Source organism: Bordetella genomosp. 7 (assembly GCF_002261415.1).
Classification (GTDB): Bacteria; Pseudomonadota; Gammaproteobacteria; order Burkholderiales; family Burkholderiaceae_B; genus Bordetella_A.
In genome coordinates this window covers 1-12,617 of record NZ_NEVI01000023.1, presented here as the reverse complement: position 1 = coordinate 12,617, position 12,617 = coordinate 1, and the positions used below count along the sequence as shown (strand labels likewise).

The window sequence follows — 12,617 nt, the reverse complement described above, 5'->3', positions numbered from 1 at the left end:
ATACGCTCCCAGCATCGGCATTATCCGTACTGGTACGAAGGGACTCTCTCAACACGCGGACCGTTGCCGGCCAGCGAGTACCCCTGCGCGAATCCGCAGTATAGGCCGTATTGTCGCTTTACATATGCATACGCTTGGGGCTAGGCGGACCACGCCCCAGACCTGTACACTTTTTTGTAACGCCGGGAAGCACGTAGCCTGGCATGCCAGCCCCCAGTCATTGAAGAAGGAATACCGATATGCAAACGTCTCTACGTAAACTGGCTCCGGCTCTCGCGGTGATGTCGCTCGTGCTCGCGGGCTGCCAGACGGCGTCCAAGAAAGACGCCGATGCCGCCGCCCAGCCCCAGCCCCAGGCTACGCAGCAAGCCACGGTATCGGTGGTGGAGTTCTACGTGGCCCAGGCCCAGGGCGGTCCCGGCCTGATGGAAGTAAAAGTGCCCGACGGCTCGCTGTTCATGCAGCGCCAGCCCGTGCTGACCCGCGCCGACCTGACCGAAGCGGCCGCCCTGGTTGATCGCGAAGGCCAGAACTTCGTGGGCCTGCGCTTTACCGAAGAAGGCGCGCGCAAGCTCAATGACGTCAGCAGCCAGAACATCGGCAATATGCTGGCACTGGTCATCGACCGTGAACTGGTCGCCGCGCCCCGCATCGCCGAGCCGCTGAACCGCGGCGTGCTGGCTTTCAGCGTGTCGTCGGCGCAGGCCGCTTCCGAAATCGCCGCCAAGATCCGCGGCGACCAGGGCGCCCCGGCCAACGGCGCCAGCGCCACCCCGCCCTCGCCGGCCGCCCCCACCGCGCCGGCCTCCAAGGCGCCTTGACGGAACAGGGCCATCCAAGGTCCGGGCGCACGGCTGTTCCCGCCGAAACCGGACTTGTCTGCTGTCGGGCCGGTGCTCACCATGGTGTCTGACACCCTTCGGGAGTCAGACACCGTATGCGCACGATCGGGGCGTCCGGCTGTTCCCGCCGAAACCGGACTTGTCTGCTGCCAAACCGGTGCTCACCATGGTGTCTGACACCTTTCGGGAGTCAGACACCGTATGCGACGGAACAGGGCCATCCACAGTCCGGGCGTCCGACCGTTCCTGCCGAAACCGGACTTGTCTGCTGTCGAGCCGGTGCTCACGATGGTGTCTGACACCCTTCGGGAGTCAGACACCGCGTCGCTACGTCCGGACCTTATCGCATACGGTGTCTGACTCCCGAAGGGTGTCAGACACCTTCCCGCTAGAACGCGGTGGTTAATGGTGGGCGCGCTACATAAACAGAAACAAAATTCCGGGCTCGCACGCCGGGAAACAGTCGCCCGGCTCATCGGCCCTTGCGTCGCCTGGCCTCGCCATACGATTGCAGATAGCCATCCACCATCATCCGCAACCACTTGTCCAATTCCCGCCGGGCCGAGGCGGGCAGGGCGTTGACCTGCGACGGCGCCACGCTGGGAAACGGCCAGGGCGTCAAGGGCGGCGGGCTGCCTGGCGCGTCGCCTTCCATCACCTTGCTGCCCGCCGGTGTGGGCGTATCCGGGGCGGTATAGACCGTGCGCCGGTCTATCGGGCCGTTGCCGGTTTCCAGCCATTCGGACTCCACGCGCAATACCTGGGCAATCTTGCGTAACGAGCGGCTTGAACGCCGCTCGCCGTTTTCATAGCTGGCAATCGTGCTTTGCGACAACCCGCAAGCACGCGCCAGCGACTGCTGGGTATGTTGGCGCAGCACCCGGGCGTGCTTCAATCGGTCCGAAAATGTCTTCACCGGCCGATTGAACCGTGCTAAGGAATTACATTGGCGATCTAAATTATTACGTTTGTAATTTTTCTCCCAGGCGGCCAATGCAGACGATAGAAGCCATCGTGATCCAGGGCGGCATTTCGCCTCGCCGACCGCAGCTGGTGCGGTCATTGGCCTCTGTGGGCTGGTCGGTGCGCGACGGTGCGCCCGGCAACCTGGGCGAGCTGGCCCGTACCGGGCCGGCGCAGGTCGTCCTGCTGGATGCGCCTGCCGCGTCCCTGCGCCACCTGATCGTCGCGGCGCGCAATGGCGCGCCGCAGGCGGTTCTGATCGTGCTTGCGCCCTATGGCGAAGTCGAATCGCGCATCCTGGCCTTGCAGGCGGGCGCCGACATGGCTTGCCCGCTGGAAATCGACGTACGCGAACTGGCCTGCCTGGGGCGCGCGCTGCTGCGCCTGCGCGACGGTGTCGCGCCGCCTGCCGAGGCGAACTCGCCGGCCTGGCGCCTGGCCGAAGGGGGGCGGGTTCTGGCCGGGCCGCACGGCCAACGCCTGCCCCTGACTTTCGCCGAAAGCGCTTTCTTCCTGCGCCTGCTGGGGGCGCCCGGACACCGCTTGCCGCGGGAACAACTGGTTTGCGCGCCGCCCCGACGATCAGCCCGGCGGCAATCGTCGCGCAGCGTAGACGTGCTGGTGTCGCGCCTGCGCGCCAAGGCCCAGCGGCTGGGCGTGCAGCTGCCGCTGCTGGCGGTCAGGCAGTGGGGCTATATCCTGCTGGCCGATGGCGGCGCCGCGCCTGACGTTCACGCGGCTACACCACCACCAGGTTGTCGCGATGCATCAGCTCGGGGTCGGTCATGCTGCCCAGAATGCGGGCAATCTGTGACGACGGTTGGCGCAGAATGCGCCGAGTATCGGCCGACGAATAATTGATCAGGCCGCGCGCGCATTCGTTGCCGTGCATGTCCACGCACGCCACCACGTCGCCGCGGCCGAACTCGCCCTGCACCTCCACCACGCCGATGGGCAGCAGGCTTTTGCCCTCGTGCAGCAGGGCGCGTACGGCGCCGTCGTCCAGGATCACCCGACCGCGCAGGCGCAGATGGTCGGCCAGCCATTGCTTGCGCGCCGACCACACCGGCAACACGGCCTGAAGCTCGGTTCCGATGCATTCGCCGCCGGCCAGCCGCGTCAGTACGTTGGGCTCGCGGCCGGACGCAATCACCGTGTCCGCGCCGCTGTGGGCTGCCCGCTTGGCCGCCAGAATCTTGGTCAGCATGCCCCCGGTGCCTATGCCTGTGCCGGCGCCGCCCGCCATGGCTTCCAGCGCGGGGTCGCCGGCCTGCGCATGGGCCACGAACCGGGCATCGGGGTTCTTGCGTGGGTCGGAATCGTACAGGCCGCGCTGGTCGGTCAGAATGACCAGCGTATCCGCCTCGATCAGATTGGTGACCAGCGCGCCGAGCGTGTCGTTGTCACCCAGGCGGATTTCATCGGTGACCACGGTGTCGTTTTCATTGACGATGGGCACGACGCCCAGGCGCAGCAGGGCAAAGAGGGTGCTGCGCGCATTCAGGTAGCGGTGGCGGTCGGCCAGGTCTTCGTGGGTAAGCAGGATCTGCGCCGTGCGCAGGCCGTATTCGGCGAAGGCCGCCTCGTAGGCCTGGCACAGGCCCATCTGGCCCACGGCGGCGGCGGCCTGCAGCTCATGCATTACCGAGGGCCGCTTGCGCCAGCCCAGGCGCGCCATGCCTTCGGCGATGGCCCCGCTGGAAACCAGCACTACCTGCTTGCCCTGCTGGCGCAGCGCCGCGATCTGGGCGGCCCAGTGTGCCACCGCGGCGCGGTCCAGGCCGCGCCCTTCATTGGTAACCAGGGATGAGCCGACCTTTGCCACGATGCGCGTGGCAGAGGCGACAACAGAGACGGCGGTAGAGTCGGCAGTCATGATGGCCGGGTGTTGCGATGATCGGTGGGCCGCCGCGCAGGCGGCGACAGACGAAAGTGCGATTATGGCTTATTCGTCACCGCCGCGCGGCGTCGCATCGCTGCGCGTTTCATCAAAGCGCGGATCTTCGGCCACATAGGTGCCATCGGCCTGATCCTGAGCCAGGTGGTCTTTGCGCTGTTGTTCGTCCAGGTAGTCTTGCAGGGCCCAGACCAGCTCTTGCGTGCCGTCGCCGCTCAGCCCCGATATGCCGAACGCCGGGCCTTGCCATTCGAACAGTTCGATGAAGCGCTTGCGGGCGTCTTCGGGGGCGGGCACCATGTCCAGCTTGTTCAGCACCAGCCAGCGCGGCTTGGCGGCCAGTTCGGGGTCGTAGCGGCGCAGTTCTTCGACAATGGCGCGCGCATCGGCCACAGCCTGTTCGATGGGGTCGACGTCCGGGTCGGCCGACGAAATATCCACCAGGTGCAGCAGCACCCGCGTGCGCGCCAGGTGCCGCAAAAACAGGTGACCCAGGCCCGCGCCTTCAGAGGCGCCTTCGATCAGGCCGGGAATGTCGGCCACCACAAAGCTGCGCGACGGCGAGGTGCGCACGACGCCCAGGTTGGGATGCAGGGTGGTGAACGGGTAATCGGCCACTTTGGGGCGCGCATTGGAAATGCGGCTGATCAGCGTGGACTTGCCGGCATTGGGCATGCCGAGCAGGCCTACGTCGGCCAGCACCTTCAGTTCGAGCCGCAGGCGGCGCTGCTCGCCTTCTTTGCCCGGCGTCCACTGGCGCGGCGCGCGGTTGACGCTGGACTTGAAGTGCAGGTTGCCCATGCCGCCCTGGCCGCCGGCGGCCAGCGTTACCTTCTGGTCGTGGTGGCTCAGGTCGAACAATTGTTCGCCGGTGTCGGCGTCGTACACCACGGTGCCTACCGGCACGCGCAGGGTGATGTCAGGGGCTGCCGCGCCGTATTGGTCGGAGCCGCGGCCGTTTTCGCCATTCTTGGCCCGATGCAGGCGCGCGTAGCGGAAGTCGATAAGCGTGTTGATGTTGCGGTCGGCCACGGCAAAGATGCTGCCGCCGCGCCCGCCGTCACCGCCATCGGGCCCGCCCTTGGGGATGAATTTTTCGCGGCGAAAGCTCGCCACGCCATTGCCGCCTTTACCGGCGATGACTTCGATGGTGGCTTCGTCTACGAATTTCATATGTATTCCTGAAGCAAAAAAGCCCTGCCGCATGCGACAGGGCTTTTGCCGTGTAGTTAACGGTAGACCGTTACTCGGCCGCAACCACCGACACGACCTGCTTGTTCAACGGGCCCTTGAAGCCGAATTGAACCTTGCCGTCGATCAGCGCGAACAAGGTGTGATCCTTGCCGATGCCGACGTTGGTGCCGGGATGGAAGCGAGTGCCGCGCTGGCGCACGATGATCGAACCAGCCGGGATTTGCTGGCCGCCAAAAACCTTGACGCCCAATCGTTTCGCTTCTGAATCGCGACCGTTCCGCGTAGAGCCGCCGCCCTTCTTCTGTGCCATGTTAAATAGCTCCTGCTAATCAGTACCGGAGAGTCATCAAGCCGTGATGGCTTCGATGCGGATCTCGGTGTAGTTCTGACGGTGGCCCTGATGCTTCTGATAGTGCTTGCGACGGCGCATCTTGAAGATCTTGACCTTGTCGTGCCGGCCATGCGCAAGAACCGTCGCCTTGACCACGGCGCCAGCGACGAGAGGGGTGCCAACTTTCAGTTGGTCGCCTTCGCCCACCGACAGGACCTGGTCCAGGGTGATTTCTTGCCCAATGTCAGCAGGTATCTGTTCTACCTTGAGTTTTTCGCCAGCGGCAACGCGATACTGCTTGCCACCGGTTTTTACGACCGCGTACATGGGATAGTTCCTTAGGTTTTACCGCTATGGGTATTTACTGCTAGGACGTGAGTCCTGGGTTGGCCGGGGCGGCAAGCCCACGGCAATTACTGCATCGGCATACACCCGCCACAACACAAGCTGGCAATGCGGGTTGGCACTGCCGGGTTGAATCAGCGAGGTTGGCACAGAAGTTGGCACCGTTACGTAACACGCGCCAAAATCGGTGCGCGCCGAACCATAAATTCTAGCGTGCGCCTGTGGAAAAGTCAAAAACCTGTTGCGGGCCGGGCGCTTAGCGTGGTTCCGGGGCCAGGGCCACCCGCGCGGCAATGGAACGCGCCGCCCGTTGCACGCCCAGGGCCACGGCCTGCGCGTGGTGGTCTTCCAGGCGGTCGCCGGGGATGGACGTACTGACCGCCACGCGCTTGCCCAATGCCGTTTCGCCCACGTACGCGGCGTAGCAATGCAGCCCCTGCGCCACCTCTTCGTGCTCTTGGGCCAGGCCTTCGGTGCGCACGCGGGCCAGGTCGGCGAGCAGTGTCGCGCGGTCGGCGCAGGTGCGCTCGGTGACGGGCGCCAGCACCGGGGGCAGCAGCTGCTGCAACCGGGCATCGGGCAAGCTGGCCAGCAGGGCTTTGCCCAGCGCGCAGGCATGGGCCGGCAGCCGCGACCCCAGTTCGGACACCAGGCGCACAGGCCGGCGGGCGTCTTCGCGGGCCAGGTAGACCACTTCGGCGCCATCCAGCACCGCCAGCTGCATGACTTCGTTGTGCCGCTCGACGAACTCGCTGGCCGCGGCGCGAAAAGCGGCCTGCAGGCCGTCGTGCCGCAGATACGCCGTGCCCAGGGCCATGAGTTCCAGCCCGATGACATAACCATCGCCCGCCCGGTCGATCCAGCGCCGGCGCACCAGCGTATCCAGCAGCAAGTACAGCGAGCTGCGGGGCATATCGCAGGCGCGGGCCAGGTCGGCAGCCCGCAATGGCGTGCGTTGGCAGGCGAGCGTACGCAGAAGATCGTGCGTGCGGCGTATCGCCGGCACGTCGTAATCGGATACCGACACGGGCTGTCCAATATATTGGATAAAAAATCATTATATTGGACAGTGCCGCGGGCGCTTTCTAGACTTTGCCGATCATCCCCACCAGGGCGCCGAGCCCAACACCGGAGACAACGCATGAACCCGCTCAATGACTTGCCCGTCGACCTCGACCATGCCTTGCTGGTTGGCCGCGTGTGGCGCCCAGCGCCGATAGATGGCCCTTGCGTGGTGGTGGTGCGCCAGGGGCAGGTCGTGGACCTGACCGCGCTTGCGCCCACGGTGGCCGACCTGCTCGACAGCCCCGACTGCGTCGCCATCGCCCGCGAGGGCAAAGGCGAAAGCCTGGGTAATGTGGGCGAGTTGCTGACGCGTACCCTGGCCGGCGACAGCTCTGGGCCCGTGCTGCTGGCGCCCTGCGACCTGCAGCCCGTCAAGGCCGCGGGCGTAACCTTTGCCGTCAGCCTGCTCGAACGCCTGATCGAGGAACAGGCCGGCGGCGACCCCGCACAGGCGGAACAGGTGCGCGCCCGCATCCATGCGCTGATCGGGTCGGACCTGTCGCAACTGCAGCCCGGCTCGCCCCAGGCCATGGCGCTGAAGGCCGAGCTGCAGGCGCGGGGGCAGTGGTCCCAGTACCTGGAAGTGGGCATCGGACCCGATGCCGAGGTGTTTTCCAAGGCGCCGCCCATGGCTTCGGTGGGCACCGGCGCATGGGTGGGGTTGCTGCCCCAGTCTGAATGGAACAATCCCGAGCCCGAGGTGGTGCTGGCCGTCAATAGCCGCAACCAGGCGGTGGGCGCTGCCCTGGGCAACGATGTCAACCTGCGCGACATCGAGGGCCGCAGCGCCTTGCTGCTGACCAAGGCCAAGGACAACAACGGGTCGTGCGCCATCGGGCCCTTCGTGCGCCTGTTCGACGAGCGCTACACGCTGGACGACCTGCGGCAGGACGACGTGTCGCTGCGTATCGAGGGCGACGACGGCTTCGTGCTGGACGGCGTCAGCCACATGCGCGAAATCAGCCGCGACCCGCTCGACCTGGTGCGGCAGGCCAGCGAGTATCACCAGTATCCGGACGGTTTCATGCTGTTCCTGGGCACCATGTTCTCGCCCACCCAGGACCGCGATGGCAAGGGCAGCGGGTTTACGCACCGGCAGGGCGATACCGTGCGCATTTCGACGCCCCGGCTGGGTGCGCTGGTCAACAAGGTGGGCCTGTGCAACGCGATTGCGCCCTGGACGTTCGGCGTGCGCGCCCTGTACGCCAGCCTGCGCAAGCGGGGGCTGTGATCGGCGCGGCGGGCCACGGCGACGCATACCCGTATAATTCGGCAGACCCCGGTTCCGGCGCGGTTCGCCGCCCCGGCGAATCAAAGAGCCACGGGTCGGCTCGCCCTGTCATGTGCCGGATACGTCTTGAATCTCCCTGAGCTGATCGCCCCTATTGCCGATGACATGAAGGCCGTCGACGCGGTTATCCGCGCGCGCCTGGATTCGGAAGTTGTACTCATCCGGACGATCGCCGACTACATCGTCGGCGCGGGCGGCAAACGCATGCGGCCCGCCATGGTGCTGATGATGGCGCGGGCGCTGGGTTACCAGGGCGACCAGCATCGGCTGCTGGCCGCCGTGGTGGAATTCATCCATACCGCCACGCTCCTGCACGACGACGTGGTCGATGAATCCGACCTGCGCCGCGGCCGCGAAACCGCCAATGCCATGTTCGGCAACGCCGCCAGCGTACTGGTGGGCGACTACCTGTACTCGCGCTCATTCGAAATGATGGTCGAGGCGGGCTCCATGCGCATCATGCAGATCCTGTCCGAGGCCACCACCGTCATCGCCGAAGGCGAAGTGCTGCAGTTGCTCAACGTGCATGACCCGGACGTCTCGCAAGAGCGGTACTTGCAGGTGGTGCGCTATAAAACCGCCAAGCTGTTCGAGGCCGCTGCACAGGTGGGCGCGGTGCTGGCCGGCGCCACGCCCGACCAGGAAGCCGCCGCCGCAGCCTACGGGCGCCACATCGGCACGGCTTTCCAGCTGGTTGACGACGTACTCGACTACAGCGGCGATGCCCACGCGCTGGGCAAGAATGTGGGCGACGACCTGCGCGAAGGCAAGCCCACGCTGCCGCTCATCCGCGTCATGGAAACCGGCACCCCGCAACAGCGCGAGCTGATCCGCGACGCCATCAAGACGGGCGACGCCGATTTTGCCGCCGTGGCCCAGGCCATCCAGTCCACCGACGCCCTGGAACACGCCCGGCTGGCAGCCGAAACCGAGGCCGACGCGGCCCGCCAGGCCCTGTCCGGCTTCCCGATTTCCGTTTATCAAGAATCCCTGCTAGAATTTTGCGCTTTCGCGGTAAATCGAGACCGCTGAAAAGCGCGGCGGCTCTGGTAGTACCAACAGCCGCAGGCAAATCGGGGCGTAGCTCAGCCTGGTAGAGTACTGCGTTCGGGACGCAGGAGTCGGAGGTTCGAATCCTCTCGCCCCGACCACTTATGTGGTCGAATTCCCAGGGCCAGATCAGTTTTCAGCTGATCTGGCTTTTTCTATTGGCAAGCCGGTTTTGGCCCGCCCGCCTGGCCGAGGCATGGCGGGCCGTTTTGGCGGGCGCTAGAACTGCACGCTATAGCCGCCGTCCACCCGCAAGGTCTGCCCGTTGACATACGACGCTGCGGGCGAGGCAAAAAACAGCACAGCGCCCACCACCTCCGACGGCTCGCCGGTGCGTTGCTGGGGGTTGCGTTGCCGGATGCGGGCCAGGTTGGCTTCGGTGGTCAACAGGGTGCGGTTGAAGTCGGTGGCAATGGTGGCCGGGGCCACCGCGTTGCAGGTGACGCCATGCTTGCCGTGTTCCACCGCCAGCACCCGCGTCATGGCTTCCAGGGCCTGCTTGCTGATGGGATAGGCGAAATCATCGTCGCGGGCCAGATGCCCGCTCAACGACGACACGTTCACAATGCGGCCGTATCGGTTGCGGCACATCGCGGGCAATACGGCGCGGCAGAGCTCGATCGCTCCGAACAAATTCACTTCGAACACCTGCCGGATGTCGTCGAGCGACAGGCCCGATAAGGGTTGCCGGTTGCGAACGCCGGCATTGTTGACCAGGATGTCGATCTCGCCCAGCGCCTGGCGCACCGTTGCCAGGCCTTGCTCGCGCTGCGCCGCGTTCGCAAGATCAAAGGCGCAGCCCACGGCATGAGGCCCCAGTTGCTCGGCGAGCTCTTGCGCCCGCCGGACATTGCGCCCATGAATCGCCACCCGGGCGCCGTGTCGCAGCAGGCCGCGCGCGATTTCCAGGCCGATGCCGCTGCAGGAGCCGGTCACCAGGGCAGTTTTGCCGGTCAGATCGAAAGAGGCCTCGGGCGTGATGGGGTCGGGCATGGCATTGAATGGGGTAGCTGTCGTAGCGGGCCACTATCGCCCAGCCGGCGATCTGCGGTTACCCAGGTGGGCTAAAAAAGTTCATATCATGAAATTTCCCGCGCGCGCGGCACGCGCGATGAAGCCCAGCTTCTAGAATGACCCGGGCCGGCGAGAATCAGGGCAGACGCCCGCACCCACAAGAAAAACGCCGGCGCAACGGCAAAGGAGAGGAACATGGGTGGGCGAGATATCCCTGCGGCCATCGCGACGACAGCCATGGGGATCGATGCAGCGGCGTTGCCGTCAGACGGCCCCGCGCACGAACCGAAGTCGCGTACGGTGCTGGGCACACGGTGTGTCGAGCGCACACTCTGGTTGCTCAAGACATTGAGCACGCGCGGCGAGTTCGGCTGGCGCCTGTCCGATCTTGCCGAACAGGCGGGGTTGGACAGAGCGACTTGTCATCGCATGCTGACCTGCCTGGTCAAAGAAGGATACGCCCAGCGATTTCCGCAGGACGTGAAGTACTACCCGGGGCAGGTGTTGTTCGAAATGGGGCTGGCCTTGCCCGAGTACGCGCATTTTCGCGAGCTGACTGCGCCCCGCCTGGAGCAGGTCGCCGCCAGTACAGGCTGCATTGCCAGTCTCAGCCTGCGCAGCGGCAACGACACCGTTTGCATTGCACAGAATCGCTCTCGCGCCGATCTGGCCGGCATGCTTATCCGTGTGGGATCGCGTCGTCCGTTGTTCGCCGCCGTGGCGGGCCTGGCCATTTTGCAATTGTTGGCGCCCGACGAGCGCTCGCGCATCATCGAAGAGAACACGCAGCGCGAGGTTCGCTCACGCGGATCTTCGCGCCTGAAAGATCTGGCGCGCATGCGTGAGCGCAGCGCGGCGGCCGGGTTCGGCTATACCGTCAGCGACCTGGCGCCAGGGATCACCGCCATGGGGGTCGCGATACGCGACGCCCATGGCCGCCCGTTTGCCGGCCTGACGCTGACCGGCAGCAATGCGACGCTGCACGAGAATGCCATTGCCGGCCATCACGAACAGATGCTCGACGCCGTGGCAGCCATCGAAGCCGACGCGCGGCAGTCGTTGCGCCCTCCGGCACATGTGGGCGGATACTGATCCGGGCGGCGCCGATCGGCCGGCGTGCATTAAGGCTTTGCCAGGCGTCGGATGTGCATCGTTCACGGCCGCGGCCGGTATAAATTTCGCGCCGTGAAAAAAAGCGGCCGCGCCGGCCTCGGACGGCCTTGTGGCGGGTTGCGCGTCACCCTAGCATCGGTAGTCAGAGAGCAGCGCATGTCGCGCCGCGAACAGTCCCGCCTTTCGTTGCGAAGGAGACATCGCATGAATGAAGATCTGACCATGGACGTGAAGTCCGCCGTTTCGGCCCAGGAATGGGAAACCCGCGTCGAGCTTGCGGCCGCATACCGGCTGATGCCGCTGTATGGCATGAGCGACCTGATTTATAACCACATTACGGCGCGCATTCCCGGCGAGGCCGATCGCCTGCTCATCAACCCCTATGGGTACCTGTACGAAGAGATCACCGCATCCAGCCTGATCACCATCAACCTGGCTGGCGACGTTCTGCTCAATCCGCACAAGGACTACGGCGTGAATCCGGCCGGGTACGTCATCCACAGCGCCGTGCACGGCGCGCGGCGCGACGCGCACTGTGTCATCCATACGCACAGCCGCGCCGGCATGGCGGTATCGGCGCTCAAGTGCGGGTTGCTGCCCCTGACACAAACCGCCATGCGCTTCGCCAGCATTGCCTACCATGACTTTGAAGGTCCGGCCATCGACACCGAGGAACGCGAACGCCTGGTGCGCGACCTGGGCAGCCGCGATTCGATGATCCTGCGCAACCATGGACTGCTGGTCACGGGCGCCGACATCCCGCAGGCGTTCAACACCATCTACTGGCTGGAAATGGCCTGCCGCGCGCAGGTCGATGCCATGGCATGCAACACCGAGCTGAATATCCCCGATCCCGATGTCGTCGCCAAGACCGAGCATCTGTACAAGCCCGAGGTGCGACGCCCGCACGGCATTCTCGAATGGCCCGCCATGCTGCGCATGCTCAACCGGCGCGATCCGTCGTATCGCACCTGATGCATCGGTACGCTGCATAGGTGTCTGACACCCGTTGGGAGTCAGACACCGGGGCGGGGTAGGCCAGGAGTGGATGTGGTGTTTCTTGGCGTGGGTGTCTGACACCCGTTGGGAGTCAGACACCTGGGCGGGGGGGGCCAGGAGCGGAGGGTGGTGTTTCTTGGCGTGGGTGTCTGACACCCGTTGGGAGTCAGACACCTGGGCGGGGTAGGCCAAGAGTGGAGGGTGGTGTTTCTTGGCGTGGGTGTCTGACACCCGTTGGGAGTCAGACACCGGGGCGGGGTAGGCCAGGAGTGGAGGGTGGTGTTTCTTGGCGTGGGTGTCTGACACCCGTTGGGAGTCAGACACCTAGCAGGGTAGGCCCGGAGCGGAGGTTGGTGCTTTTTGGTGTAGGTGTCTGACTCCCGAAGGTGAAGTGACCCCACAAAGTTGGACGGTTTTGACCGTTATGTGGCCAGGAGCTGAGTTCTGTATTGCACGGGGCTCAGCCCGTTGAGTTTAAGCTTGATGCGCTCGTGATTGTAGTAATGGATATAT

13 protein-coding genes and 1 tRNA gene are annotated in these 12,617 nt (G+C 65.2%); 6 read left to right on the top strand and 8 right to left on the bottom strand.

What is annotated here, in order from left to right; all coding sequences use genetic code 11:
• Positions 1–239: 239 nt before the first annotated feature.
• Positions 240–821 (top strand): SecDF P1 head subdomain-containing protein, encoded by a 582-nt coding sequence (locus CAL18_RS16980; RefSeq protein WP_026638969.1) that lies wholly within the window; start codon positions 240–242, stop codon positions 819–821.
• Between the two features lie 493 nt (positions 822–1,314).
• Here the strand turns inward: CAL18_RS16980 and CAL18_RS16975 are convergent, their stop codons facing one another.
• The 6 genes from CAL18_RS16975 to CAL18_RS16945 all read right to left on the bottom strand — a co-directional run bounded on the left by CAL18_RS16975 (position 1,315) and on the right by CAL18_RS16945 (position 6,599).
• Entirely contained in the window at positions 1,315–1,758 is a 444-nt protein-coding gene (locus CAL18_RS16975; RefSeq protein WP_094818386.1) for a helix-turn-helix domain-containing protein, read from the bottom strand.
• Positions 1,759–2,544: 786 nt separating this feature from the next.
• Positions 2,545–3,681, bottom strand: coding sequence for a glutamate 5-kinase (proB, locus tag CAL18_RS16965; RefSeq protein ID WP_026638967.1), 1,137 nt, complete (start codon positions 3,679–3,681; stop codon positions 2,545–2,547).
• Positions 3,682–3,750: 69 nt separating this feature from the next.
• Entirely contained in the window at positions 3,751–4,875 is a 1,125-nt protein-coding gene (gene obgE / locus CAL18_RS16960) for a GTPase ObgE (protein ID WP_094797508.1), read from the bottom strand.
• 70 nt (positions 4,876–4,945) lie between these two features.
• Positions 4,946–5,206 carry a 50S ribosomal protein L27 gene (rpmA, locus tag CAL18_RS16955; protein ID WP_026638965.1) on the bottom strand — a complete coding sequence of 87 codons (261 nt, stop codon included), beginning with the start codon at positions 5,204–5,206 and terminating at the stop codon, positions 4,946–4,948.
• A 36-nt stretch (positions 5,207–5,242) separates the two neighbouring features.
• Positions 5,243–5,554 (bottom strand): 50S ribosomal protein L21, encoded by a 312-nt coding sequence (gene rplU, locus CAL18_RS16950; RefSeq protein WP_012251502.1) that lies wholly within the window; start codon positions 5,552–5,554, stop codon positions 5,243–5,245.
• A 274-nt stretch (positions 5,555–5,828) separates the two neighbouring features.
• Positions 5,829–6,599 (bottom strand): IclR family transcriptional regulator, encoded by a 771-nt coding sequence (locus tag CAL18_RS16945; RefSeq protein WP_094818384.1) that lies wholly within the window; start codon positions 6,597–6,599, stop codon positions 5,829–5,831.
• 114 nt (positions 6,600–6,713) lie between these two features.
• Here CAL18_RS16945 and CAL18_RS16940 point away from each other — a divergent pair, with 114 nt between their 5' ends.
• The 3 genes from CAL18_RS16940 to CAL18_RS16930 all read left to right on the top strand — a co-directional run bounded on the left by CAL18_RS16940 (position 6,714) and on the right by CAL18_RS16930 (position 9,079).
• Positions 6,714–7,868 (top strand): fumarylacetoacetate hydrolase family protein, encoded by a 1,155-nt coding sequence (locus CAL18_RS16940; RefSeq protein ID WP_094797507.1) that lies wholly within the window; start codon positions 6,714–6,716, stop codon positions 7,866–7,868.
• Positions 7,869–7,994: 126 nt separating this feature from the next.
• Complete coding sequence (gene ispB / locus CAL18_RS16935) at positions 7,995–8,960, top strand: octaprenyl diphosphate synthase (protein WP_026638962.1); 966 nt, start codon at positions 7,995–7,997, stop codon at positions 8,958–8,960.
• Positions 8,961–9,002: 42 nt separating this feature from the next.
• A tRNA-Pro gene (locus CAL18_RS16930) sits at positions 9,003–9,079 on the top strand.
• A 118-nt stretch (positions 9,080–9,197) separates the two neighbouring features.
• Here the strand turns inward: CAL18_RS16930 and CAL18_RS16925 are convergent.
• A complete protein-coding gene (locus tag CAL18_RS16925; protein WP_026638961.1) occupies positions 9,198–9,971 on the bottom strand; it encodes an SDR family NAD(P)-dependent oxidoreductase in 774 nt (257 codons plus the stop codon).
• A gap of 216 nt (positions 9,972–10,187) precedes the next feature.
• Here CAL18_RS16925 and CAL18_RS16920 point away from each other — a divergent pair, with 216 nt between their 5' ends.
• The gene (locus CAL18_RS16920; RefSeq protein ID WP_081745662.1) at positions 10,188–11,084 is read left to right on the top strand and encodes an IclR family transcriptional regulator; all 897 of its coding nucleotides are present in this window, start codon (positions 10,188–10,190) and stop codon (positions 11,082–11,084) included.
• A 225-nt stretch (positions 11,085–11,309) separates the two neighbouring features.
• The gene (locus tag CAL18_RS16915) at positions 11,310–12,080 is read left to right on the top strand and encodes a class II aldolase/adducin family protein (protein WP_038852138.1); all 771 of its coding nucleotides are present in this window, start codon (positions 11,310–11,312) and stop codon (positions 12,078–12,080) included.
• Positions 12,081–12,526: 446 nt separating this feature from the next.
• Here the strand turns inward: CAL18_RS16915 and CAL18_RS16910 are convergent.
• The coding region (locus CAL18_RS16910) for an IS3 family transposase (RefSeq protein ID WP_141217736.1) at positions 12,527–12,617 on the bottom strand (91 nt) is incomplete at its 5' end.